27 protein-coding genes and 1 tRNA gene are annotated in these 22,249 nt (G+C 57.2%); 18 read left to right on the top strand and 10 right to left on the bottom strand.

The features are described from left to right. Positions 1-31 precede the first annotated feature (31 nt). Positions 32-853 (bottom strand): HDOD domain-containing protein, encoded by an 822-nt coding sequence (locus tag QMX98_RS08820; RefSeq protein WP_010462279.1) that lies wholly within the window; start codon positions 851-853, stop codon positions 32-34. A gap of 35 nt (positions 854-888) precedes the next feature. Next, on the bottom strand, positions 889-1,830 hold the full coding sequence (locus QMX98_RS08815; RefSeq protein ID WP_282410575.1) for a folate-binding protein YgfZ: 942 nt from the start codon (positions 1,828-1,830) through the stop codon (positions 889-891). Positions 1,831-1,978: 148 nt separating this feature from the next. Between QMX98_RS08815 and QMX98_RS08810 the strand changes: the two genes are divergently transcribed. Together QMX98_RS08810 and QMX98_RS08805 are read left to right on the top strand one after the other, a co-directional pair. Then, positions 1,979-2,233: a succinate dehydrogenase assembly factor 2 gene (locus tag QMX98_RS08810; RefSeq protein WP_282410574.1), complete on the top strand. Its 255-nt coding sequence runs from the start codon at positions 1,979-1,981 to the stop codon at positions 2,231-2,233. Beyond that, on the top strand, positions 2,217-2,669 hold the full coding sequence (locus QMX98_RS08805; protein ID WP_282410573.1) for a protein YgfX: 453 nt from the start codon (positions 2,217-2,219) through the stop codon (positions 2,667-2,669). The genes QMX98_RS08810 and QMX98_RS08805 overlap by 17 nt, the downstream gene beginning before the upstream one ends. Here QMX98_RS08805 and nadB read toward each other — a convergent pair. After that, positions 2,638-4,254 carry an L-aspartate oxidase gene (nadB, locus tag QMX98_RS08800; protein WP_010462271.1) on the bottom strand — a complete coding sequence of 539 codons (1,617 nt, stop codon included), beginning with the start codon at positions 4,252-4,254 and terminating at the stop codon, positions 2,638-2,640. The genes QMX98_RS08805 and nadB overlap by 32 nt on opposite strands. 559 nt (positions 4,255-4,813) lie before the next feature. Between nadB and rpoE the strand changes: the two genes are divergently transcribed. From rpoE to QMX98_RS08780, 4 genes are all read left to right on the top strand, one after another. Then, positions 4,814-5,395: an RNA polymerase sigma factor RpoE gene (rpoE, locus tag QMX98_RS08795; RefSeq protein ID WP_007944079.1), complete on the top strand. Its 582-nt coding sequence runs from the start codon at positions 4,814-4,816 to the stop codon at positions 5,393-5,395. Positions 5,396-5,425: 30 nt separating this feature from the next. Beyond that, positions 5,426-6,013: an RseA family anti-sigma factor gene (locus QMX98_RS08790; RefSeq protein WP_077749615.1), complete on the top strand. Its 588-nt coding sequence runs from the start codon at positions 5,426-5,428 to the stop codon at positions 6,011-6,013. Between the two features lie 8 nt (positions 6,014-6,021). Continuing rightward, positions 6,022-6,978: a MucB/RseB C-terminal domain-containing protein gene (locus QMX98_RS08785; protein ID WP_077749616.1), complete on the top strand. Its 957-nt coding sequence runs from the start codon at positions 6,022-6,024 to the stop codon at positions 6,976-6,978. Positions 6,979-7,160: 182 nt separating this feature from the next. Further along, entirely contained in the window at positions 7,161-8,585 is a 1,425-nt protein-coding gene (locus QMX98_RS08780; RefSeq protein WP_077749617.1) for a DegQ family serine endoprotease, read from the top strand. Between the two features lie 78 nt (positions 8,586-8,663). Here the strand turns inward: QMX98_RS08780 and QMX98_RS08775 are convergent, their stop codons facing one another. After that, positions 8,664-10,097, bottom strand: a complete 1,434-nt coding sequence (locus QMX98_RS08775) for a M48 family metalloprotease (protein ID WP_010462262.1) — start codon at positions 10,095-10,097, stop codon at positions 8,664-8,666. 98 nt (positions 10,098-10,195) lie between these two features. On the opposite strand from QMX98_RS08775, the gene QMX98_RS08770 reads away from it, so the two are divergent. Next, positions 10,196-10,435, top strand: a complete 240-nt coding sequence (locus tag QMX98_RS08770; RefSeq protein ID WP_007898654.1) for a sulfurtransferase TusA family protein — start codon at positions 10,196-10,198, stop codon at positions 10,433-10,435. 31 nt (positions 10,436-10,466) lie between these two features. Then, a complete protein-coding gene (locus tag QMX98_RS08765) occupies positions 10,467-11,537 on the top strand; it encodes an AI-2E family transporter (protein ID WP_010462259.1) in 1,071 nt (356 codons plus the stop codon). A 143-nt stretch (positions 11,538-11,680) separates the two neighbouring features. Here QMX98_RS08765 and QMX98_RS08760 read toward each other — a convergent pair whose 3' ends face one another. Both QMX98_RS08760 and QMX98_RS08755 read right to left on the bottom strand, forming a co-directional pair. Next, a complete protein-coding gene (locus QMX98_RS08760) occupies positions 11,681-12,154 on the bottom strand; it encodes a peroxiredoxin (protein ID WP_010462257.1) in 474 nt (157 codons plus the stop codon). Between the two features lie 10 nt (positions 12,155-12,164). Next, positions 12,165-12,725 carry a glycine cleavage system protein R gene (locus QMX98_RS08755; RefSeq protein WP_010462255.1) on the bottom strand — a complete coding sequence of 187 codons (561 nt, stop codon included), beginning with the start codon at positions 12,723-12,725 and terminating at the stop codon, positions 12,165-12,167. A gap of 328 nt (positions 12,726-13,053) precedes the next feature. On the opposite strand from QMX98_RS08755, the gene dapA reads away from it, so the two are divergent. From dapA to QMX98_RS08720, 7 genes are all read left to right on the top strand, one after another. Next, the gene (dapA, locus tag QMX98_RS08750; protein ID WP_010462253.1) at positions 13,054-13,932 is read left to right on the top strand and encodes a 4-hydroxy-tetrahydrodipicolinate synthase; all 879 of its coding nucleotides are present in this window, start codon (positions 13,054-13,056) and stop codon (positions 13,930-13,932) included. A 17-nt stretch (positions 13,933-13,949) separates the two neighbouring features. Then, a complete protein-coding gene (bamC, locus tag QMX98_RS08745) occupies positions 13,950-15,065 on the top strand; it encodes an outer membrane protein assembly factor BamC (RefSeq protein ID WP_077749619.1) in 1,116 nt (371 codons plus the stop codon). A gap of 4 nt (positions 15,066-15,069) precedes the next feature. Further along, on the top strand, positions 15,070-15,828 hold the full coding sequence (locus QMX98_RS08740) for an MBL fold metallo-hydrolase (RefSeq protein ID WP_008153089.1): 759 nt from the start codon (positions 15,070-15,072) through the stop codon (positions 15,826-15,828). 28 nt (positions 15,829-15,856) lie between these two features. Continuing rightward, positions 15,857-16,570 carry a phosphoribosylaminoimidazolesuccinocarboxamide synthase gene (purC, locus tag QMX98_RS08735; RefSeq protein WP_008034929.1) on the top strand — a complete coding sequence of 238 codons (714 nt, stop codon included), beginning with the start codon at positions 15,857-15,859 and terminating at the stop codon, positions 16,568-16,570. Positions 16,571-16,653: 83 nt separating this feature from the next. Beyond that, a tRNA-Ser gene (locus tag QMX98_RS08730) sits at positions 16,654-16,743 on the top strand. A gap of 237 nt (positions 16,744-16,980) precedes the next feature. Next, entirely contained in the window at positions 16,981-17,487 is a 507-nt protein-coding gene (locus QMX98_RS08725; protein WP_145307387.1) for a hypothetical protein, read from the top strand. Between the two features lie 229 nt (positions 17,488-17,716). Further along, positions 17,717-18,106 (top strand): hypothetical protein, encoded by a 390-nt coding sequence (locus QMX98_RS08720; protein WP_282410572.1) that lies wholly within the window; start codon positions 17,717-17,719, stop codon positions 18,104-18,106. 249 nt (positions 18,107-18,355) lie between these two features. On the opposite strand, the gene QMX98_RS08715 is transcribed toward QMX98_RS08720, so the two are convergent. The 3 genes from QMX98_RS08715 to QMX98_RS08705 all read right to left on the bottom strand — a co-directional run bounded on the left by QMX98_RS08715 (position 18,356) and on the right by QMX98_RS08705 (position 19,578). Then, the gene (locus tag QMX98_RS08715) at positions 18,356-18,769 is read right to left on the bottom strand and encodes a hypothetical protein (RefSeq protein ID WP_083374822.1); all 414 of its coding nucleotides are present in this window, start codon (positions 18,767-18,769) and stop codon (positions 18,356-18,358) included. Positions 18,770-18,772: 3 nt separating this feature from the next. Further along, positions 18,773-19,054, bottom strand: coding sequence for a hypothetical protein (locus QMX98_RS08710; RefSeq protein ID WP_131060378.1), 282 nt, complete (start codon positions 19,052-19,054; stop codon positions 18,773-18,775). A gap of 233 nt (positions 19,055-19,287) precedes the next feature. Further along, positions 19,288-19,578 carry a DUF3077 domain-containing protein gene (locus tag QMX98_RS08705; RefSeq protein ID WP_010462217.1) on the bottom strand — a complete coding sequence of 97 codons (291 nt, stop codon included), beginning with the start codon at positions 19,576-19,578 and terminating at the stop codon, positions 19,288-19,290. A gap of 645 nt (positions 19,579-20,223) precedes the next feature. Between QMX98_RS08705 and QMX98_RS08700 the strand changes: the two genes are divergently transcribed. The 3 genes from QMX98_RS08700 (at position 20,224) to QMX98_RS08690 (ending at position 21,494) form a co-directional block, all read left to right on the top strand. Continuing rightward, entirely contained in the window at positions 20,224-20,547 is a 324-nt protein-coding gene (locus QMX98_RS08700) for a hypothetical protein (protein WP_282410571.1), read from the top strand. Positions 20,548-20,791: 244 nt separating this feature from the next. Beyond that, complete coding sequence (locus QMX98_RS08695; protein WP_077750054.1) at positions 20,792-21,157, top strand: hypothetical protein; 366 nt, start codon at positions 20,792-20,794, stop codon at positions 21,155-21,157. Continuing rightward, the gene (locus QMX98_RS08690; protein ID WP_197678981.1) at positions 21,150-21,494 is read left to right on the top strand and encodes a hypothetical protein; all 345 of its coding nucleotides are present in this window, start codon (positions 21,150-21,152) and stop codon (positions 21,492-21,494) included. The genes QMX98_RS08695 and QMX98_RS08690 overlap by 8 nt, the downstream gene beginning before the upstream one ends. 94 nt (positions 21,495-21,588) lie before the next feature. Here the strand turns inward: QMX98_RS08690 and QMX98_RS08685 are convergent, their stop codons facing one another. Continuing rightward, the gene (locus tag QMX98_RS08685; RefSeq protein WP_200668613.1) at positions 21,589-22,188 is read right to left on the bottom strand and encodes a cupin domain-containing protein; all 600 of its coding nucleotides are present in this window, start codon (positions 22,186-22,188) and stop codon (positions 21,589-21,591) included. Positions 22,189-22,249 lie beyond the last annotated feature (61 nt).

Raw genomic sequence — 22,249 nt, 5'->3', positions numbered from 1 at the left:
GGCGAGGGGGCAAGCCCCCTCGCCACAAAGATCAGTAAAACATCGACCGCGACTCTTCCAGATCCCGGCACATCGCCTCATTCTCCGGATCGATCCCCAGTTTCTTGAACGCCGGCACGCTGAACGCATCGATACGGGCCAGCGGGTGGTCGGTGTCCTTGTGGCAATACAGGCTGGCCACCTGAACCAGATCGACATAATCGACCCGCTCGGACTGGCGTTTGAAGTCCAGGTACAACCCCGGCAACTGCACCAGCATTTCCGGGAATTCCCAGACCCTGAGCAGTTTGTCGCCGATCAAGGGATGAATGCGATCGATGACATGGTTGAGGCTGACCGCATCAGAGAGCAATTCGTAATGGTCTTCGGCGTAGGTCAGGATAGGCAGTACGCCAATCTGATGCACCAGCCCGCCAAGGGCTGCCTGATCTGGTTTGAGTTGTGTGTAACTGCGGCACAGCGCGTAGCTGACGCCGGCGATTTCCAGGCTTTTACGCCAGACATCGCGCATTTTCTGCGCCACCACTTCAGAGCGGGCGTGGAAAATTTGCTCCATCACCAAGCCGATCGCCAGATTACTGCTGTAGTTGACGCCCAACCGCGTGATCGCCGTGTGCAGGTCAGTCACTTCCTGGGTCGCGCGCAGCAGCGGGCTATTGACCACTTTGATCAGACGCGCCGACAACGCCGTGTCACGGCCGATCACTTTACTCAGGGTGCTGACACTGACTTCCGGGTCTTCAGCGGCCTTGCGAATCTGCAGGGCCACTTCCGGTAACGTTGGCAGAACCAGGTCATCGTTATCGATGGCCTCAACCAAATCCTGTTGGACCTTATCCGCCAGCTCGCTCATTTCTTTTCTCTAGGGTGTTACAACAAGTACTGCGGTTAACGCTGGATTTCGCGATCGCGATCCAGTTGATAAGGCAGGTCGAGCAGGTGCAGGGCCGGCCCTTCGAGGGTGCCCAGATGAATGTCACCACCTTCTGCTGCTTCGGCTTGCAGCACGGCCAGGAGTTCAATGTTTTGTCCGGCGCTGGCAGCCAGCACCACTTCGCCGATAGAACTGCCGTGGGACGGGGAAAACAGTGGCGTGCCAGGCTCGGGCAATTCGCTGGCATCCAACGTCAAGCGATACAAACGACGCTTGAGTTTGCCCAGGTACTGCATGCGCGCGACGATTTCCTGGCCGGTGTAGCAACCCTTTTTGAAACTCACGCCACCGACGGCTTGCAGGTTGAGCATCTGCGGGATGAACAGCTCGCGGGTGCTCGGCATGACCTGGCCGATCCCTGCGCGGATCTGGCCCAGCAGCCATTGATTCAGAGTGCCTTCGGACAGCAGGGCGGACAGCTTGCTTTTGATGAGGTCGGCCTGATCGACGGCGACCCACAGTTCGGCGCGGTCCGGCGAGACACGAATGGCGATCAGACTTTCATGACGCACGACGCTGTCGGTGTCTGCTGGTAACTCAAGACCCAGGCTGCTCAGTGCGGCGTCGCCATGATCGAGTCCGAAGCGGACCCAGGCGGCGCTTTCATCAGTCAGTTTGGATTTGGAGAACACGGCGTACTTTTTCAGGTCCGCCAACTGCGGCTCAAGCAGCTCGCTGGCCATCGCCAGCAGCACGCCGTCACCTTCCAGCACGATGCGGAAACTCGATTGCATCCGGCCTTTCTGCGTGCAGCGTGCGCCGAGGCTGGCCTGGGTATCGCTCAGGTAATTGAGGTTGCAGGTCAATTGGCCTTGCAGGAATTTGCTGGCGTCCGCGCCGCGGACTGCAAGAACGCCTTCATGGGACAGGGTGCAGAAAAAAGCAGAATCGGCCATGGGTCATCGCAGGGTAAAGAGTCTGGGGGACATCATAAGGGGGCGCTCTCGAAATGGGTAGTTCACAAAGGTCGATGGCGCCCGACCAAAGCCGAGTGTTCGACCGGGGCCGGGGCTGTATACTTGCCGCCTATTTGAGGAGCGCTCCATGGTCGAAGATGTTGAACTGAATCGCCTCTACTGGCACAGCCGCCGCGGCATGCTTGAGCTTGACGTGTTGCTGGTGCCGTTCGTTAAGGAGGTCTACCCGCACCTCAACGAGAAAGATCGCGAGTGCTACCGCAGGCTGCTTGAATGCGAAGACCAGGACATGTTCGGCTGGTTCATGGAGCGCGCTGAATCGGAAGATCCGGAGCTTCAGCGCATGGTTCGCATGATCCTGGATCGTGTCCAGCCCAAGTAATGCGTTCGAATGCCGCTGGCATGCCTCACGGCAGTTGCTGGCGGCGTATCTCATGGCCCAGCTGTTCGCGCTGGGTTCTTTGTTTCTGCTCTCCTTACCGCTCTGGGCCAGTCTGCTCGGCATGACGCTGTGTGTGGTTCACGGAATCTGGCTGCTGCCACGCCAGATTTTGCTGACGCATCCACAGGCATTTCGCGGTTTGCGGCGCGATGCCGACGGCTGGCAGTTGTGGAATCAGGCCTCAGGTTGGCAGCCCGTGCAGCTAAGGCCGGACAGCCTGGCGTTACCGCTGATGGTGGTGCTGCGTTTTCGACTGCGAGGCGAGCGGCGAGTCAGATCAATCTGCGTTCCCCACGACTCGCAGGCGGCGGATGTGCACCGGCGCCTGCGGGTCAGGCTTACATTCAGTCGACGTAGGTGGGCGGCACCAGAATAGTGTCCAGCGCAACGGGTAGCATGTTCGGGTAGTCGAGGGTGTAATGCAGGCCGCGACTTTCCTTGCGCTCCATGGCTGACCGAATCATCAGCTCCGCCACCTGGGCCAGGTTGCGCAACTCGATCAAATCGCGACTGACCTTGTAGTTGCTGTAGAACTCGTCGATCTCGTCCAGCAACAGCCGCACGCGGTGCTGCGCGCGTTGCAAGCGCTTGTTGGTGCGCACGATGCCTACGTAGTCCCACATGAATCGCCGCAGTTCGTCCCAGTTGTGCGCAATGATCACGTCTTCGTCGGAGTCGGTGACCTGACTGGCATCCCAGACGGGCAGGGCGATCGGAACCGACACCTGCGGCAGCTGTTCCAGAATGTCCGCCGCGGCCGAACGGGCATAGACAAAACACTCCAGCAGCGAGTTGCTGGCCATGCGGTTGGCGCCGTGCAGGCCGGTGAAACTGGTTTCGCCAATGGCATACAGCCCCGGCACGTCGGTGCGACCGTGCTGATCGACCATCACACCGCCGCACGTGTAGTGCGCCGCCGGAACTACCGGGATCGGTTGTTTGGTGATGTCGATGGAAAACTCGAGGCAGCGTTCATACACCGTCGGGAAGTGAGTCTTGATGAACGCTTCGGGCTTGTGGCTGATGTCCAGATAGACGCAGTCGACACCCAGGCGCTTCATCTCATGGTCGATGGCGCGGGCGACGATGTCCCGGGGCGCGAGTTCGGCACGCGGGTCGAAACGCTGCATGAAGCGTTCGCCGTTGGGCAGCTTCAGGTGTGCGCCTTCGCCGCGCAGGGCTTCAGTGATCAGGAAACTCTTGGCTTGCGGGTGATAAAGGCAGGTCGGGTGGAACTGGTTGAACTCCAGGTTGGCCACCCGGCAGCCGGAACGCCATGCCATGGCAATGCCATCGCCACAGGCACCGTCCGGATTACTGGTATAGAGGTAGACCTTCGCCGCTCCGCCGGATGCCAGGATGACGAATCGTGCACCGTACGTGTCGACTTCGCCGGTGCTGCGATTCAGCACGTAAGCGCCCAGGCAGCGATCGCCTTCCAGGCCCAGGCGTTTTTCGGTGATCAGGTCGATGGCGACCCGCTGTTCCATCAGTTCGATATTCGGTCTGAGTCTGGCCTGGGCGAGCAGGGTTTTGAAGATCGCCGCGCCTGTGGCATCGGCCGCATGAATAATGCGCCGATGGCTGTGTCCGCCTTCCCGGGTCAGGTGAAACTCGAATCCACCGTCTTCAGTGCCGGATTGTTCATCGCGGGTAAACGGTACGCCTTGATCGATCAGCCACTGGATGGCTTCTTTACTGTGCTCGACGGTAAAGCGCACGGCGTCTTCGTGGCAGAGGCCACCGCCGGCATTGAGGGTGTCATCGACGTGGGATTCGACAGTATCGGTGTCGTCCAGAACGGCAGCAACGCCGCCCTGGGCCCAGAAAGTCGAGCCGTTGGCGAGGTCGCCTTTACTCAGTACGGCGATGCGCAAATGACCGGGCAAGGTCAGCGCAAGGCTCAAACCGGCAGCGCCGCTGCCAATGACCAGAACATCGTGTTGAAACTGTTGGCTCATTTCAGGATTCCGCTCAAAGCGACCCGGGTCGGGGTTGGCGCAAGACTCGTGGAACGGCGAGTCAAGGCAGCCACACAGCCCACTAGTATATAGAGGGGGGGAGCGGCACAATACCCGAGCGCATATGGCATTGTGAAACTACTGTGACGGAAAATACCTGACGCTTCGTCGGATGATTTTTTGGCCGGTTCGGCGACAAGGTGACTGTATCAACGATTTAACAGTCTTTTTCTGTCCAGGGTTGCACAATGTCGCTTTCGCCCGGCTATAAATATTTGGAACTTTTGCCAAAGGCCCAAGATCAATAGACGGTGCCTGAAAAGAAGGACAGTGTCGGTTTCAGGAGGGGGACTTGCGTTTTGGTCCTGGCCAGTGAATCCGATGACAAGATTATTCGCGCAGCCGGGTCATGCCGAGCTGCGCTTTTCGTGCGTGCCAAAACAGAGCCCGCAGGAAACTTGCTTGGAGGGGGAGAACTTTTGCGAAAAGCCCGAGTCTATGTTTGCAAGTCTGGTCGTTTAGTTATGCAAGCCTCCTCCGAGCTTATCGAGGAGTGTTCATGCTAACCCAGGAAGAGGATCAGCAGCTCGTCGAGCGCGTTCAACGCGGCGACAAGCGGGCTTTCGATCTGCTAGTGCTGAAATACCAGCACAAAATTCTCGGGTTGATCGTGCGTTTCGTGCACGACACCCATGAAGCCCAGGATGTGGCACAGGAAGCCTTTATCAAGGCCTACCGCGCACTTGGAAACTTTCGCGGAGATAGCGCGTTTTATACGTGGCTTTACCGCATCGCCATCAACACGGCGAAGAATTATCTGGTTTCACGCGGCCGCCGGCCGCCGGATAGCGATGTCAGTTCCGAAGATGCAGAGTTCTACGATGGCGATCATGGCCTCAAGGATCTCGAGTCGCCAGAGCGTGCATTGCTGCGGGATGAGATCGAAGGCACCGTCCATCGAACCATTCAGCAACTGCCAGAAGATTTGCGTACAGCTTTAACTTTACGTGAATTCGATGGTCTGAGTTACGAGGACATTGCGGCAGTCATGCAATGTCCGGTGGGTACCGTGCGCTCCCGGATATTCCGCGCTCGGGAGGCCATCGATAAAGCCCTGCAGCCGTTGTTGCAGGAAAACTGAGACAGCGGCGATAGCCAAGAGAGGAACGCCATGAGTCGTGAAGCCCTGCAGGAATCGCTGTCCGCAGTGATGGATAACGAAGCGGACGAACTGGAATTGCGTCGGGTATTAAATGCCTTTGACGATGTAGAAACCCGTGAAACCTGGGCTCGTTATCAAATCGCTCGGGCAGTTATGCACAAGGATCTGCTGCTTCCTCGTCTGGACATCGCCGCGGCAGTTTCTGCTGCTTTGGCCGACGAAGCCGTACCGGCAAAAGCCTCCCGTGGTCCATGGCGCAGCCTGGGTCGACTGGCTGTCGCTGCTTCGGTGACCGTTGCCGTACTGGCAGGTGTGCGTTTGTACAACCAGGACGAGATCGCGGGTGTCGAACTTGCCCAGCAATCCAGTCAACCGGGTCTGGCCGTTCCTCAGGTCAAAGGTCCAGCTGTATTGGCAGGCTACAATGAGAGTTCGGAAGCCACTGGCCCTATGGCCAACGGCGTATTGCAAGGTCAACCAGGCTGGCACGATCAGCGTCTGCCAGGCTACTTGCGCCAACATGCTCAACAGGCTGCACTGAAAGGTACTGAGAGCGCTCTGCCTTACGCTCGTGCAGCAAGCCTGGAAAACCGTTAAGGAGGATCATGCGCGCCATACCTCTACTTTCGCTTCTGCTCGGTGGCTGGTTCATTGTTCCAGCCCACGCCGATGAAGCCCAGGACTGGTTGACCCGTCTTGGTCAGGCCGAGCAACAGCAAAGCTTTTACGGCACTTTCGTTTACGAGCGTAACGGTAGCTTTTCTACCCATAACATCTGGCACCGTGTCCAGGATGGCAAGGTCCGCGAGCGTTTACTGCAGCTCGACGGCTCAGCACAGGAAGTCGTTCGCATTGATGGGCATACTCAATGCGTCAGCGGCGTCCTGATAGCAGGGCTTGGGGACTCTCCCAACTCCGCTGCCCGTGCACTTGATCCACAAAAGTTGAAGAATTGGTATGAGCTTGCCGTCATTGGCAAGTCGCGTGTGGCTGGGCGTGCGGCAGTGATTATTTCATTGAAGCCACGTGATCAGCATCGCTACGGTTTTGAGCTGCACCTTGATAAGGAAACCGGCTTGCCGTTGAAGTCATTGCTACTGAATGACAAAGGGCAGTTGCTTGAGCGTTTCCAGTTCACCCAGCTGAATACCGACAACGTGCCGTCTGACCGCGACTTGCAGGCAGGCGACGATTGCAAGGTGGTCAAACTCGACAGCGACAAGGCTTCCGCCGTCAAGGCCGCCCAAGTCTGGCATTCGGACTGGCTCCCGCCCGGTTTCGAGCTGACCAGCAGCAGCACCCATAAAGATACGGAGACCAAAACCCAGGTCACCAGTCTGATGTACGACGATGGTCTGGCGCGGTTTTCGGTATTCCTTGAGCCGTTGAATGGTGCCACCGTTACCGACACCCGCACCCAGTTAGGCCCAACCGTTGCTGTTTCTCGGCGCTTGACGACCCCTCAAGGCGAGATGATGGTGACCGTGGTCGGTGAGATTCCGATAGGTACTGCTGAACGGATTGCGCTGTCCATGCGCTCCGATGCCACTGCAACCAAGTAGTGAGCTGATATCGAAATGTTTGGTGAGCATTTCAATTTGCAAAAAAACCTGAATTTTTCTATAGGTCAGAGCCTCACGGCTCTGGCCTTGTTTTGTTGTTCCCGGAACAAAAATACCGGCGTATCTTTCCCGGTGTTCCTTGCTCCATATCGCTTAACCATGCTCGTCGTAACGGGAGCCGTATGTCGATACCACGCTTGAAGTCTTATCTGTCCATTTTCGCCACCGTGCTGGTGCTCGGTCAGGCGGTCACTGCTCAAGCAGTTGAATTGCCTGACTTTACCCAGTTGGTCGAGCAGGCCTCGCCCGCGGTGGTGAACATCAGTACCACGCAAAAGCTGCCGGACCGCAGAGTGTCTGACCAGATGCCCGACCTTGAAGGCCTGCCACCCGCGCTGCGCGAGTTTTTCGAACGGGGCATGCCGCAACCGCGCTCGCCTCGCGGTGATCGCCAGCGTGAAGCGCAGTCCCTGGGCTCGGGCTTTATCATCTCGCCGGACGGCTACATCCTGACCAACAACCACGTGATCGCCGATGCCGACGAAATTCTCGTTCGTCTCTCCGACCGCAGTGAGTTGAAAGCCAAGCTGATAGGCACCGACCCACGTTCCGATGTGGCGCTGCTGAAAATCGAAGGCAAGGACCTGCCAGTCCTGAAACTGGGTAAATCCCAGGACCTGAAGGCCGGCCAATGGGTCGTAGCGATCGGCTCGCCGTTCGGCTTCGACCATACCGTGACCCAAGGCATCGTCAGCGCTGTCGGTCGTAGCCTGCCGAACGAAAATTATGTGCCGTTCATCCAGACCGACGTGCCCATCAACCCGGGTAACTCAGGTGGTCCGCTGTTCAACCTGGCCGGTGAAGTGGTCGGGATCAACTCGCAGATCTACACCCGCTCCGGTGGCTTCATGGGCGTATCGTTCGCGATCCCTATCGACGTGGCCCTGGACGTATCTAACCAGCTGAAAAGTGGCGGTAAAGTCAGCCGTGGCTGGTTGGGTGTGGTGATCCAGGAAGTGAGCAAGGATCTGGCCGAGTCGTTCGGTCTTGAGAAGCCGGCCGGTGCGCTGGTGGCTCAGATCCAGGAAGATGGCCCGGCTGCCAAGGGTGATCTGCAAGTCGGCGACGTGATCCTGAGCATGAACGGTCAGCCAATCGTCATGTCTGCCGATCTGCCGCACCTGGTGGGCGCACTCAAGGAAGGCGCGAAGGCCAACCTTGAAGTGATCCGCGACGGCAAGCGCAAGAATGTCGAACTGACGGTCGGCGCGATCCCTGACGAAGGTAAAGAGCTGGACTCGAAACTCAAGTCCGGTGTTGAAACCAACAGCAATCGTCTGGGCGTCGCCGTCGCCGATCTGACTGCTGAGCAGAAGAAAGCCTACGACCTCAAAGGTGGTGTGGTGATCAAGGAAGTTCAGGACGGTCCTGCATCGCTCATCGGCTTGCAGCCAAATGATGTGATCACTCACCTGAACAACCAGGCAATCAACGATAGCAAGGAGTTCGCTGAAATCGCCAAGGCACTGCCGAAGAATCGATCGGTGTCCATGCGAGTTCTGCGTCAAGGTCGTGCCAGCTTCATCACCTTCAAACTGGCTGAATAAACCGGTTGTCGGCTGAATGAAAAACCGCCTCGAAAGAGGCGGTTTTTTTGTGTCTGCGTTTTATGTTCCGCAAGCAGGTCAGCCCATCATGTCCTTGACCATACGTTCCTGCTCCATCAACTCACGTTGCCGGGCGTCGATACGCGACGACAACGGGAAGTTGGTGCCGGCCTTGCGCTTGGCGAAGTCCAGTTGCTGAATGGCCTGGCGATAGTCGCCAACCAGGGCGAAGTACTCCGCGCGAGCCTGATGCAGACCGATGATGTTGCCTGACAGGCCGCGAGTCTCGGCCACCTGATACCACACGTCCGGATCGTCCGGGCGCGATTTCAGCAGGCCTTCGAGCGCCTTTTCAGCATCGGCGGCGCGGTTTTGTTTCAGCAACAGATCGACACGCACCTGGTTCAATGGATAGTTGCCAGGGTACTGGGTGAGCATCCGGTCAACCCGTGTTTGAGCATCGGGCAGGCGATTGTTGGTGATATCCAGGTCGACCTGCGCCAGGTTGTAGATGATCTCGTTCGGTGATTTGGCCAGCAGCAGCTTGAGGTTCTCGCGGGCTTCATTCAACTGGCCGCCCTTGATCTGGGCGATTGCCAGGCCATAACGAGCAACGTCATTTTTCGGGTTCTCGTCGAGCTGCGCGCGAAAGCGCTTGGCGCCCAAGCCTGGGGTTTCTTCATAGACCAGCTGAACGCGTGCACGAATCAGCTGATAGCGCATGGTGTCTTCGACGCCGCCCGCTTTGGCCTGTTCGGCGCGGTTGCGGGTGTCGGCGATCCGCGATTCGGTCACCGGGTGAGTCAACAGGAATTCTGGTGGCTTGGCGTCAAAGCGGTATTGACGCATCAACCGCTCGAACATGGTCGGCATCGACCGCGGGTCATAACCGGCCTTTTCCAGATTGAGGATGCCGATACGGTCGGCTTCCTGTTCGTTCTGGCGCGAGAAACGTCGTTGTTCCTGAATCGCCGCCGCCTGAGTGCCCGCAATCGCCGCGATCCCGGCATCACCGGCACCGGCAGCAGCAATGACGATCCCGGCCAACAGAGCCGCCATCATCGGCACTTGCATACGCTGCTGGGCTTCCACGCCTCGGGCAAAGTGGCGTTGCGACAAGTGAGCCAATTCGTGCGCCAGTACCGAAGCGTATTCGCCCTCGGTCTGCGCATTGAGGAACAGACCGCCGTTGACCCCGACAATCCCGCCCGGCGCCGCAAAGGCGTTCAGCTGCGGGCTGTTGATCAGGATGAATTCCAGGCGCCGGTCATTGACCTGGCTGGTTTCCACCAGGCGGTAAACGCTGGATTCGACGTAATCCTTGAGCTGCGGATCGTTGAGCTGCGAGACCTGGCTGCGCAACAGCGCGAGCCACGCACGGCCCAGTTGATATTCCTGTTGCGGCGAGACAATGGCAGAACTGGCGTCGCCGAGTGACGGCAAGTCGTCGGCGAAGCCCGGTGAGGCGAGCAGGCAAGCGAGCGTCAGCAGGGTAGGGCGCAAAAAAGTCATGCACAAAGCCTTAGTCGACAAAGACCTTACTGTAGCCGGACACTTGGCCCGGGACCAGATATTCTAGGCAACTCCACCACCTGACCCGGAGCGATGCAATGACCGATGCTGTAACCCATGACGCCGAACTGGATGCCAGTGGCCTGAATTGCCCGCTGCCATTGCTCAAGGCCAAGCTGGAGCTGAATCGACTGGCCAGTGGCGCGGTGCTCAAGGTCATCGCCACCGATGCGGGTTCCCAGCGCGACTTTCGCACCTTTGCCCGATTGGCCGGTCATACGCTGCTTCGCGAAGAAGATGAGGCGGGTGTTTACCGCTACTGGTTGAAAAAAGCCTGAAACCTGCTGCGTTCATTTCTAAGGATTATTGATGTTCAAGGTGTTACGCGACTGGATTCAGCGCTACTTTTCCGATGAAGAAGCCGTGGTGCTGGCGGTGCTGCTGTTTCTGGCCTTTACCGCCGTACTGACGTTGGGCGGCATGCTCGCGCCAGTGCTGGCCGGGATGGTGCTGGCGTATCTGATGCAGGGCCTGGTCGTTACCCTCGAACGCCTGCGCATGCCCGGTGGGGTCGCGGTGGGGTTGGTCTTCGCCTTGTTCATGGGCGTTTTGCTGGTGTTCATTATTGTCGTGGTGCCGTTGCTCTGGCATCAGTTGATCACGCTGTTCAACGAACTGCCCGGGATGCTGGCCAAGTGGCAATCGCTGCTGTTACTGCTGCCAGAGCGCTATCCACACCTTGTGTCGGACGAGCAGGTGTTGCAGGCCATCGAGGTGGCGCGGGGCGAGATCGGCAAGTTCGGTCAGTGGGCACTGACGTTCTCGCTGTCGAGTCTGCCTCTGCTGGTGAACATCATGATCTACCTGGTGCTGGTGCCGATCCTGGTGTTCTTCTTTCTCAAGGACCGCGAGATGATCGGTCAGTGGGTGCGCGGCTACCTGCCGCGTGAACGGGCATTGATCACCCGTGTAGCCCATGAAATGAACCGACAGATCGCCAATTACATCCGCGGCAAAGTCATCGAGATTTTCATCTGCGGCGGTGTGACCTACATCGGGTTCGTCGTACTGGGGCTCAACTACGCGGCGTTGCTGGCATTGCTGGTGGGGGTGTCGGTGGTGGTGCCTTACGTTGGCGCAGTGGTAGTGACGGTGCCGGTCATGCTGATCGCGCTGTTCCAATGGGGCTGGAGCGATCAGTTCATTTACCTGATGGCGGTCTACGGGATTATCCAGACGCTGGACGGGAATGTGCTGGTGCCGCTGCTGTTTTCGGAGGCGGTGAATTTGCATCCGGTGGCGATTATCTGTGCGGTGCTGTTGTTTGGCGGGTTGTGGGGATTCTGGGGGGTGTTCTTTGCGATTCCGCTGGCGACGCTGTTCAAGGCTGTGCTGGATGCCTGGCCGCGCAAGGAGCCGGTGGTGGCGCCGTTGCTTTAGCAGTCAGCCGGGATGAGGCAGTGGGGCAGGTGGCGGCTCCCGAGCAGGCCCGGTCCCACATCGGATCGCGTCAGGCTGGCCAACTCGGTCAACCGTGGGAGCGAGCCTGCTCGCGATAGCGTCCGAACAGACGACGATAAAACTCAGGCCTTGTTCAACGCCTGTGCAGCCGCCAACACCGCATCCACATGCCCCGGCACCTTCACACCGCGCCATTCCTGACGCAGCACTCCGTCCTTATCAATCAGGAATGTGCTGCGATCGACGCCCATGTATTCCTTGCCATACAGCTTCTTCAGCTTGATCACATCAAACAGCTGGCAGAGCGCTTCTTCCTTGTCGCTGATCAGCTCGAAGGTGAACGCTTGCTTGGCCTTGAAGTTCTCGTGGGATTTCAGACTGTCACGCGAAACACCGAAGACTTCGGTGTTTGCCGCTTTAAAGGCGTCAAGCTGATCGCGAAAGCCCTGGCCCTGAGTGGTGCAGCCCGGCGTGCTGTCCTTCGGATAGAAGTAGATCACCACTTGCTTGCCTTTAAGGCCCGCGAGGCTGACGGTCTGTCCATTGGTGGCGGGTGCTTCGAAGTCGGCAACCGGTTGGTCGATGGCAACGGCCATGAAAGCTTCCTTACATTGGGTTTTGTGGGCGCCACGGTTCGATCAGTGCGTCCAGGTTCAGCGCGTCGGCGAAATCCAGGAACTGATCGCGCAACCAGCTGATCTGCACGCCGGCCGGCAAGGTCACGGTAAACGTGGCGTTGAGCATGGTGCCGCCGGTTTGCGGCGCCTGATACGTGTCGCAGGTCAGGTTTTCCAGCTCGACGTTGTGGTCCATGAAGAACTGGCACAGCTCGTTGATGATGTCCGAGCGATAGGCCGAGCTGACATAAGCGACGTAAGGCAAAGCCTGAGGACGATTCTCCAGCGCCGCGCTGCGCACCACGTTAACGGTGAATGCATGCTTCTTGGCGAGGCCCGGCAGGCTGCCTTCAAGGCGCGCCAGGGCGTCCCAGCTGCCGGAGATTTCGAGGATCAACGCGCTGCACTCACCATGACGGGTCAGGCGAGAAGTGACCACGGCGCAGCGGTTTTCATGGCTGGCGCGGCACAGGACGTTAGTCAGCTCCATGGGGTTGGCGCCGAGGGCACTGATGACAAGGAATTGTTCGCGAACTGTGGGGGTGGACATGCAGCATTCCTAAAGCGATGAGCGGTCGATACTTTTACGGGCTTTTACTACCGGGGGCGAGCCTGCGGATGCGAATTCAAAAAACCCGGGCCGAAGGTTGCAACGTGCTCCATCAAGGCAGGAGCGAGGGGTGGCAACGCTGGATCGGGGCTTGTGATGCCGAAAATGGAGGCTCAAACCCGACGTGCGAGCTTATCAGTACCGATCAAAGCCTGAAGGGTAGCGAAAAGCAGCGCCAAGGGGAATGGCAGCAGCGCAGTACTTTGCTTGTACAAGCATCTTGGCGCCAGTACCATTACCGCTCTCTTTTTCCGGCAGGAGCGGTTGCATGATTGCGGGCAGTATGGTGGCACTGGTCACACCCATGGATGCACAAGGTCGTCTCGACTGGGACAGCCTGAGCAAACTGGTGGACTTTCACCTGCAGAACGGCACCCACGCGATCGTGGCCGTCGGCACTACAGGTGAATCGGCCACCCTTGACGTGAACGAGCACATCGAAGTGATTCGTTACGTGGTGAAGCAGGTGGCAGGGCGCATTCCGGTGATCGCCGGTACTGGCGCCAATTCGACGCGCGAAGCCATCGAGCTGACCACCAATGCGAAGACCGCCGGCGCCGATGCTTGCCTGCTGGTGACGCCGTACTACAACAAGCCGACCCAGGAAGGCTTGTACCAGCACTTCAAGGCCATCGCCGAAGCCGTCGACATCCCGCAGATCCTGTACAACGTGCCGGGCCGTACCGCCTGCGACATGCTGACCGAAACCGTGATCCGCCTGTCGACCGTGAAAAACATTATCGGCATCAAGGAAGCCACCGGCGACCTGGCCCGCGCCAAAGCCATCATCGACGGCGTCAGCAAAGACTTCCTGGTGCTGTCCGGTGACGACGCCACCGCAGTCGAGCTGATCCTGCTCGGCGGCAAAGGCAACATCTCGGTCACCGCCAACGTCGCCCCGCGCGACATGAGCGACCTGTGCAACGCTGCCCTGAAAGGCGACGCCGTCACGGCCCGCGCGATTCACGAAAAGCTGATGCCGCTCAATAAAACCCTGTTTATCGAATCCAACCCTATCCCCGTGAAATGGGCGCTGCATGAAATGGGCCTGATGCCGGACGGTATTCGTCTGCCGCTCACCTGGCTCAGTGCTGCCTGTCACGAACCGCTGCGGCAGGCCATGCGCCAGTCCGGCGTACTGGTTTAATTGAGGAAGCACTACGCATGAAGCGATTGGCCGGACTTTCCGCACTTGCCTTGATTATCTCCAGCACCAGTGGCTGTGGATGGGTCTGGGGCCCGGAAGGTTATTTCCGTGACCGTGGTAGCGATTACCTGGAAGCGCAACAGACTGCACCTATGCAACTGCCAACGGATGTCAGCACCGCCAAGCGTCTGGATCCGCTGCTGCCGATCCCGCGCAACGTGGCTGATGACACCGCCAAAGGCGAATACATCGTGCCGCGTCCGCAGCCACTGACGGCATCGGCTGACGCCAGCGCCTACTCGCTGCAGAAGAGCGGTGATTCGCGCTCGATCCTGGCCCAGAATCCACCCGCCGAAGCCTGGCCAGTGGCGATACAGTTCTTCCAGGACAACGGTTTCCGTCTGGACGAACAGAAGCCGCAAACCGGTGAATTCACCACCACCTGGCAGCGTTCCGACGAACTGTCGGCAGCGATGGCCAAGCGCCTGAGTTCCGCTGGCGTCAGCACCGACAGCGAAACCCGCGTTCGAGTGCGTATCGAGCCGGGCGTTCAGCGCAACACCAGCGAAATCTACGTGGTCAGCGCCGAGCGTCCTGCCGGCAGCACCGCCGACGTGGCCTTCACCAACCGTTCGGTCAACACTGGCCTGGACGCGGCACTGGTCGACGACATGCTCGCGAGCATGAGCCGCATCTCGGAAAAGGGCGGTTCGGTTTCCATGCTGGCTTCGCGTGATTTCGATACGCCGAGTCGTGTCAGCCTGAGCGAAGACGGCAGCGGCAACCCGGTTCTGAACGTCGGCAATGACCTTGATCGTGCCTGGTCGAGCGTTGGTCGTGCGTTGGAACAGGGCGAATGGCGCGTTGAAGACATCAACCGCAGCCTGGGCCTGTACTACATCAATCTCTCCGAAAAAGCCGAGAAGAAAGACGAGAAGCCTGGCTTCTTCAGCAGCCTGTTCGGCAGCGCGCCGAGCAAGGAAGAAGTTGAAGCCCGTGCCGAGCGTTATCAGGTTCGCCTGAGCAAGGTAGGCGAGAACGTCCAGGTCACCGTCGAGAAAAACATCAACACCGTGGCGCCGGCAGAAGTGGCGCGCAAAGTGTTGAGCGTGATTCAGGACAACCTGGGCTGATCACATGCGTTTTGCCGTTCTCGGCAGCGGTAGCCAAGGGAACGGCACGCTGATAGCCAGCGCTGATACGTATGTGCTGGTGGATTGTGGTTTCTCCCTGCGGGAAACCGAAAAACGCCTGCTGCGCCTGGGTGTGAACCCTGCGCAGTTGAGCGCGATACTCGTGACCCACGAACATGCCGACCACGTGCATGGCGTGGGTTTGCTGTCTCGGCGCTACAATCTGCCTGTCTACCTCAGTCGCGGGACCCTGCGCGGGATGCGCAAACCGATTGAACCGGCTGGCCTTCTGGCTGGCGGCGAGCAACTGCAGATCGGCGCACTGAGCATCGGCGTCATTGCCGTGGCCCACGATGCACAGGAACCGACGCAGTACGTTTTCAGCGACGGTGAGCGGCGCTTTGGCCTGCTGACCGACCTGGGCTCGTATTGCAACAAGGTGCTGGACGGCTATCGGGACCTCGATGCGCTGATGATCGAGTCCAACCATTGCCGTGACATGCTCGCTCGCGGTCACTACCCGTACTTCCTGAAGCAGCGGGTGGGCGGTGAACTGGGACATCTGAACAACCACCAGGCGGCATTCCTGGTGTCTGAGTTGGGCTGGCAAGGCCTGCAACACCTGGTCCTGGCCCATCTGAGCAGCAAGAACAACCTGCCGCAGCTGGCCCGGCAATGTTTTGTCGACACCCTCGGGTGCGACCCGGACTGGCTGCAACTGGCCGATCAAGATTCAGGGCTCGACTGGCGACACATCGCCTAGCCCACCTACTTAGCAAGCGGAGCCCATCATGGAAAAACGTGAAGAACTCTACCGCGGCAAAGCCAAATCGGTTTTCAAGACCGACGACGCTGACCGCTTGATCCTGCTGTTTCGCAACGACACCTCGGCGTTCGACGGCAAGCGCATCGAGCAGCTCGACCGCAAAGGCATGGTGAACAACAAGTTCAACGCCTTCATCATGCAGAAACTCGAAGCCGCCGGCGTGCCGACCCAGTTCGACAAACTGCTGGGCGACAACGAATGCCTGGTGAAGAAGCTCGACATGATCCCGGTCGAGTGCGTCGTGCGTAACTACGCCGCCGGCAGCCTGGTCAAGCGCCTGGGCGTCGAAGAAGGCATGAAGCTCAACCCTTACACCTTCGAACTGTTCCTGAAGGACGACGCCAAGGGCGACCCGTTCATCAACGAATCCCATGTCGTGGCCTTCGGTTGGGGCACCGCCGAGCAACTGGTTCGCATGAAAGAACTGTCGCTCAAGGTCAACGAAGTCCTGAGCAAACTGTTCGACGACGCCGGCCTGCTGCTGGTCGACTTCAAACTCGAATTCGGCGTGTTCTCCGACGGCTCTATCGTCCTGGGCGACGAATTCAGCCCGGACGGCTGCCGCCTGTGGGACAAGGCCACCGGCAAGAAAATGGACAAAGACCGCTTCCGCCAGGGCCTCGGTGATGTCATCGAAGCCTACGAAGAAGTCGCCAATCGTCTGGGCGTACCGCTTTAATCGACGCAAGCATCTGATAGCACGGAAAAATTTCGCTTAGGGGGTTCGCTTCCGGCGAAAGTGTTGTTATGATGCGCGCCGTTGGAGAGATGCCAGAGTGGCCGAATGGGACGGATTCGAAATCCGTTGTACCTTCACCGGTACCTAGGGTTCGAATCCCTATCTCTCCGCCATTATTGAATAAGACTAAGCCCCTGTAATCGTTGAAGATTACAGGGGCTTTTTCGTTTCTGACGTTTGGTTTAGGGCATTTTTAGGGCAGAAAATGCCGTCTTAGGGCCGCATCAGGCCGCTGCTGCCCATGTCTCATTCGCTGATACACGACGCTCTCGTAGCTTTGTGTTGGTGGCTTGCTATGATTTCCTTCCGTATCGTTGCTTCAATCCTGCGATGGGTACAGGGAGTGATGAATGCTAATCGCGATATTGCATATAGCTGGTGCCATATTCGGGACTATTGCGCTTGGGGTGATCGTGTTTTTGATTTCTTCATGGGAAATAGAAAGGAACAACAGAGCAGTTATGCAGGACCTTTCGATCAGACTCGGGGTGGCTGTGGAGGATCTCTCCGATGAAAAGCTCTCCCCTAGGATTGTTGAGTTGACATCCGAGAGGTTCAGTAACGATCGTTTTAGCAATCGTTTTTCTGACTTATGTGGAGCGGTGCGGACTGTTTGGGACTGGCTTGGGTCATTGCTTCAAATTGGCACACTTGTTGGTGTCGTATGGATGACAGTTACAGAGTCGCTAACGAATGCCGTCCATGCTTGGTGGATCGTCGCAATCGGAGTTTTCTTTTGGATTGCCGGTGTACTTTTCGCTCTGTTGTGCCGGCTATTGACCGGTCGATACCCAGGTCAAGCTAAGAAAGCGAGGAAGGGGATGGCTGAATTTCTCAGTGCTCGGAGAAATCAATGATTTCGTGATTAGTTCGGGTGCGATCATCTGGGTATCGCCGCCGTGAAAGACATCACACACCAAATACCCGCAGCGATAGCTGCAAGACATTTCGTCAGCTCACAGACCCGTCGCCATCCTTCTGCACGCATCTCACTCCCTCCCTCTGTTCACAGCGTGAGCTGTTGCTGGCTTATAAGTTGCTCTGTCATGATCACCGTCCGCCCTTGATGATACACAGGGAGTGTCAATGCGACTGAAATCCGCAGCATTGCTAACCACTTTGCTCGCAATGCCTTTCATGGCTCAAGCTGAGATGAAGCTCACGTCAGGTTACATCCTCGTTCTTTACGAGAATGCAGACTTCGACCTAGCCAATGCGAAGGGGTGTAACCGTCCCGACCTCTACCAAGATTTCACCGTCGCTCTTAAGGATGCTCTACAACACATTCCCAATGTGAAGCGCGATAAGATTCCGGCACTGATGCGGAATTTGAAAGCCAAAACCGAAGACACCTATAACGTCTTGGGGTTCGAGAATCCTGCTCACCAAGCAGAACAGCAGGCTAGTTGCTCTGAGAACATAAAGACCCTCACCGAACGCCTTGCAGACTTAAACCGCTGGGTTCTGGAAAGCTAGCGGGCGAAACCCTAATGTAAACCTAGGGGGAACCTTAGATAGGGTACAGGGTTATTTTAGAATAGCTGGCGACCAGACAAGCAGGATGCCGCTCAAGGAATTGTTGACCGTTGCGATCAGCTATAAGAAACCCGGCCAGCGCCGGGTTTTTGTATGAAGTATTGTGAGTTCGAACATGACTATTGTGAAAAATAAAGCGCGACATAATTAAAAAAGTCGGCCTGACTTCGGCTTGTTAAACACTCAATATTACTTTTTTATGCGCTTGGCTTTCGCTTCCGCTGCCTTCTGTACGACAGGGTAATACTCAATGTCTAATCTCCCCATTTTGGGCAGAGGTGTGGAGGCATAGACGCTTTGATTCGAAGCAAACCAATCGGAATCAAAATAGACTTGGACTTCGTTGTTCAAGTCGAACTTCGTGCGCTGGGCCAGACCGCTCAATGCAAAGCCAGCGTCCGCAGGGTCTAAAACAAATTCGCCTGGGTACAGTTTTTCTGTTTTTCGCGTAGTGCCATAGGCAATTCTTACCGCATGGTCATCTTCGAAAACAGCGACTACCAATGCGGGGCGAGCTTTGGGGCCTGGGTTCCCGATGACTTCAGGGAAATGACACCAGACAAAGTCGCCTGGTGCAGGCAGTGGGCGAAAAGGTGTGGTCATTTTTCAATAGAGCCTTTTAGTAATGCGCTCCTCCGGAAGGTCCGTAGCAGGGCTAGCTGCACGAATTGCGGAGACTTGAGCCGGGGTTAGAGGTCCATCGTCTAGCTCGTACTTGGGCAAATAGCGGTCAGCAAATTGCCTCAAGGCGAGGTGGGCGACTTCGGTTTTACTCAAACCGGTCTGATTCATAAGCAACTCGATTGTCGAGATGCTTACCCCTGTTGGCGTGTCCTGTTTGCGTAATCGCAGCAGAAAGCTTTCAGATTTTTCAGTGGTGAGGGTCATGGGGTACTCCAAAGCGTATGTTTCTTGGTAGAGCGTCCGAGCTCTGACTATCCTTCAATCTAGAAGGTGATATAGATTCTATATCTCTCCAGTGAAAAAGCAATCACCCCAAGCCGTGGTACTCAGTCAGCGAGTGGGTGGCAGCATAGGCGCCATGGGAAAGTGACTAACATCACCCCCCATGGCGGTCTGATACCCCGAATGTCCAGGGCACCTATCAGAAAGGCTGGCCGCTATTTTGCGGCTTTCTTGTCCTTCCGATCAGGTCTGGGTGTCACCGCCTTCACCACATCATCAAGCAGCGCTTTACCCATCGCCGTTAAATAGTGCGCGGCCCAGGCATGACGGTCGGTGTCTCTTACGTAGGCGGCGTCTTCCGTGAACGCCTTGGCCAGGAACAGAAAATCAGAGGCCTGTGCCAATGCATCACTCACAGGCACTCCAGCGCTGACGTGGAACATCGCTTTGCCTGAACAGTAGATGGGGGTGAAGCCGATGGTTTTTGCTTCTGCTGATTCGGTCATTTGCCACCTCCAATGACGGAGATGCAGCGGGATCGACAGTGAAAATTGAGGTGAGGGAAGCGCAGAAATTTGTACGGATTTACAGTGTGCATTGTCTACTCCTTGACGTTAGGAGCTGCCGTTTTCGTTACCAAGCGAATGGGTGGCAGCTGCGCGCAGGTTGGTAAACCGGGAGTCAAGGAGACCGGCACGCCCGAAGGCGTCCCACGCACAGCCGCCATAGCACAAGATTACTGGTGAAAAAACCAGCATTGTGATGGGGACGCTGTTGCGTAACTCGTCGGGTTACCAAGCCCGGTCGCTGAATGTGCAGCGACGTCTGGAGAGTATCCCGCCGAAGATATGGCCAACAAGGCGGCAACCTGCCCAAAAGCACAGCAAGCGTACCCCCTTACGCAACTCTCGGATTTTGCCTACAACTTCAGCGAGAGTCACCCGGATATTCTGGCGCCGGCTCCACTCTGACAAAGACGCGAAGCCTTACCAAAGTTCGTGATGCTCGGATTTTCCTTAAACAAGCAGTAGTCCCGCCGTAAACGTCAAGGCTACGCCGCCCGAATCTGGATACATGCGAGAAAGAAGGCGCATCCCGCTCATTAGCTATCATGCAATAAAGAGCGAAATCACCGGATAGCGGGGAAGAGCATGAACAGATGGCGGCGGCTTTGGTTGATTATCAAGCTGATTGCAGCCCTGGCGGCCTGTGTGGCCGTCGCTGTTCAGGCTTTTCTCTACATGCTGGACAGCTCCGACGCCGTGCAAATTCACCCATTGAGCATTTTGGTTGTCGGGCTGATTTTTGGCTTCATTGCTTTTGGACTTCTCTCATTGATTGAGAGGGGTGTGTTGCGACTGGTGGCGCCGATCATTTCCAGACCTCAAGCAGAACCTGTAGGCGATGCCGGTGCAATGCCGGAACGGCCACTGACCTTTTCAACCGAAGACCCCACTCATCAGAGAAACCTGTGACCTTGCGCTGGCAGCTTTCGCAAGAGCCCGTGGACGGATCTCACAGGCGTAATTCCGGGCTGACACAAACGAGAGAATCGTCCTACTTTGCACGCGGATACGTCCGAGATTGATCGAAGGTATATTCGTTTTTCAGCGAAGGCATCCGTAATGACTTCGCGGTCGAGCAGGTGGCTGGACGTTACGCACCATCTTCTGGTTGATCGGTTAATCGATGATTTATTCCCTCAAGGAGGAGGTAGCGATGTACAGCAGCAGTGAAGATGGTTTTCAGAGTAATGATCAGACCGGGGTGTCACGAGGCAAGCCAATGCCTGGGGATCTTCATCTGGATACCGGGCGGTTGGCCAACATTTTCAAAGCGCGAATAAAGAATACCGGGTGCCCGTTCTGTGAGCATGATGAGTGGGAGTTACCACTCCAGGCCGGGGCGACGGGTGTCGGGTTGCCTTGGGCGTGTGGCAAAGAGTATTTCCGCTCCGGCACGCCGGCGGTGATGCTTAATTGCAAGTACTGCGGATTTATTCGCCTGCATTCGCTCAATGTGCTGGCAGATATCGTCGTCGAAGACAGCAGCAAAACCGTAGCGCTGGAGGTCTGCGATGAGTGAACCTTTTGTGCTGGTAAACCTTGATGAGCATTACCCCGACCGCTTCCCGAGCAACAAAAGAAGTGGCACTGACGAGAATGGACGAAGACCATCAGGTCCTCCAGGAGAAAACCCATTGGAACCGCGAGTATCTAAACTTGAGACGCATATCGAATACGTCCGACGTGACATTGGTGACCTTCGCGTGGAGTTTCGTGAGCACCGTCAAGAGGCTCGAACGGATTTTCGGGAGCACCGCAAAGACGCTCGAACGGATTTTCGTTTACTGTTCGGCGCGTTGATCACCACGGCGCTGGGCTTGGCAGCCATGATGGGAAAAGGGTTCGGTTGGTTGTAAATGAGCGAGTAAAAAGAAAAACCGGCTAAACGCCGGTTTTTTCGTGCAATTTGCCGACACCCTGATTTTTCTCCGCTCTGAGGTCGCCAGCCCCTCAAAACGAAGGCGGCGTAATCACCCAGATCACCACCGCGTCCACCTCACCAGGATTGCCATACCGATGCGGCTCCTGGCTCGAAAAGCTGAAACTGTCCCCTTCATTCAGCTGGAAATAACGCTCGCCCACCCACAGCTCAAAACTCCCCGACAGCAAATACCCAGCCTCTTCCCCTTCATGGCTGTAACTCTGCTGACTGTAAGTCCCGGGCGGAAACCGTGAGTGCAGCATTTCCAACTGCCGATTCGGCTGCGGCGTCAGCAGCTGGTCCACAATCCCGTCCTCATAATGCACGCTCATCCGAGTGTTCTTGCGCACCACAACGCCGTTATCTTCAGGCGCTGTATTGCCCTCGCTGGCAAAGAACCATTGGATGGTCACACCCAAACTGCGGGCGATATTGAACAGCGCAGGAATCGACGGATAAGCCAGATTCCGTTCCAGCTGGCTGATATACCCCGCCGTCAGCTCGCTCATCTGCGCCAGTTCCGCCAGGGTCATGCACCGACGTTTACGCAACCCACGAATCCGTGTGCCGAGAAAATGCGGTTCTGCCGTGGCGCTGTCCTGTGTGGGCGCGCTGCTGGCAGGCGGCATCTTGCTGCTGTTGCTCATGGCGTGCTCCAAACCGGGGTGTGTAAAAGCCCCGGAGTATAAA

The organism is Pseudomonas sp. PS02303 (genome assembly GCF_029959925.1).
In the GTDB taxonomy this organism is placed as follows: Bacteria; Pseudomonadota; Gammaproteobacteria; order Pseudomonadales; family Pseudomonadaceae; genus Aquipseudomonas; species Aquipseudomonas mandelii.
This window is presented reverse-complemented; position numbering and strand designations above follow the sequence as displayed.

Bases quoted from the DNA above. Each gene is read 5' to 3' on its own strand.
- QMX98_RS08765 (WP_010462259.1), top strand. From the start codon at position 10,467: ATGTTCAAGGTGTTACGCGACTGGATTCAGCGCTACTTTTCCGATGAA.
- nadB (WP_010462271.1), bottom strand. From the start codon at position 4,254: ATGAGCCAACAGTTTCAACACGATGTTCTGGTCATTGGCAGCGGCGCT.
- bamC (WP_077749619.1), top strand. From the start codon at position 13,950: ATGAAGCGATTGGCCGGACTTTCCGCACTTGCCTTGATTATCTCCAGC.
- QMX98_RS08705 (WP_010462217.1), bottom strand. From the start codon at position 19,578: ATGACCGAATCAGCAGAAGCAAAAACCATCGGCTTCACCCCCATCTAC.
- QMX98_RS08720 (WP_282410572.1), top strand. From the start codon at position 17,717: ATGCGACTGAAATCCGCAGCATTGCTAACCACTTTGCTCGCAATGCCT.
- dapA (WP_010462253.1), top strand. From the start codon at position 13,054: ATGATTGCGGGCAGTATGGTGGCACTGGTCACACCCATGGATGCACAA.
- QMX98_RS08780 (WP_077749617.1), top strand. From the start codon at position 7,161: ATGTCGATACCACGCTTGAAGTCTTATCTGTCCATTTTCGCCACCGTG.
- QMX98_RS08820 (WP_010462279.1), bottom strand. From the start codon at position 853: ATGAGCGAGCTGGCGGATAAGGTCCAACAGGATTTGGTTGAGGCCATC.
- QMX98_RS08740 (WP_008153089.1), top strand. From the start codon at position 15,070: ATGCGTTTTGCCGTTCTCGGCAGCGGTAGCCAAGGGAACGGCACGCTG.
- QMX98_RS08695 (WP_077750054.1), top strand. From the start codon at position 20,792: ATGTACAGCAGCAGTGAAGATGGTTTTCAGAGTAATGATCAGACCGGG.
- QMX98_RS08760 (WP_010462257.1), bottom strand. From the start codon at position 12,154: ATGGCCGTTGCCATCGACCAACCGGTTGCCGACTTCGAAGCACCCGCC.
- purC (WP_008034929.1), top strand. From the start codon at position 15,857: ATGGAAAAACGTGAAGAACTCTACCGCGGCAAAGCCAAATCGGTTTTC.
- QMX98_RS08815 (WP_282410575.1), bottom strand. From the start codon at position 1,830: ATGGCCGATTCTGCTTTTTTCTGCACCCTGTCCCATGAAGGCGTTCTT.
- QMX98_RS08685 (WP_200668613.1), bottom strand. From the start codon at position 22,188: ATGCCGCCTGCCAGCAGCGCGCCCACACAGGACAGCGCCACGGCAGAA.
- QMX98_RS08770 (WP_007898654.1), top strand. From the start codon at position 10,196: ATGACCGATGCTGTAACCCATGACGCCGAACTGGATGCCAGTGGCCTG.
- QMX98_RS08710 (WP_131060378.1), bottom strand. From the start codon at position 19,054: ATGACCCTCACCACTGAAAAATCTGAAAGCTTTCTGCTGCGATTACGC.
- QMX98_RS08755 (WP_010462255.1), bottom strand. From the start codon at position 12,725: ATGTCCACCCCCACAGTTCGCGAACAATTCCTTGTCATCAGTGCCCTC.
- rpoE (WP_007944079.1), top strand. From the start codon at position 4,814: ATGCTAACCCAGGAAGAGGATCAGCAGCTCGTCGAGCGCGTTCAACGC.
- QMX98_RS08785 (WP_077749616.1), top strand. From the start codon at position 6,022: ATGCGCGCCATACCTCTACTTTCGCTTCTGCTCGGTGGCTGGTTCATT.
- QMX98_RS08725 (WP_145307387.1), top strand. From the start codon at position 16,981: ATGCTAATCGCGATATTGCATATAGCTGGTGCCATATTCGGGACTATT.
- QMX98_RS08700 (WP_282410571.1), top strand. From the start codon at position 20,224: ATGAACAGATGGCGGCGGCTTTGGTTGATTATCAAGCTGATTGCAGCC.
- QMX98_RS08810 (WP_282410574.1), top strand. From the start codon at position 1,979: ATGGTCGAAGATGTTGAACTGAATCGCCTCTACTGGCACAGCCGCCGC.
- QMX98_RS08690 (WP_197678981.1), top strand. From the start codon at position 21,150: ATGAGTGAACCTTTTGTGCTGGTAAACCTTGATGAGCATTACCCCGAC.
- QMX98_RS08790 (WP_077749615.1), top strand. From the start codon at position 5,426: ATGAGTCGTGAAGCCCTGCAGGAATCGCTGTCCGCAGTGATGGATAAC.
- QMX98_RS08775 (WP_010462262.1), bottom strand. From the start codon at position 10,097: ATGACTTTTTTGCGCCCTACCCTGCTGACGCTCGCTTGCCTGCTCGCC.
- QMX98_RS08715 (WP_083374822.1), bottom strand. From the start codon at position 18,769: ATGACCACACCTTTTCGCCCACTGCCTGCACCAGGCGACTTTGTCTGG.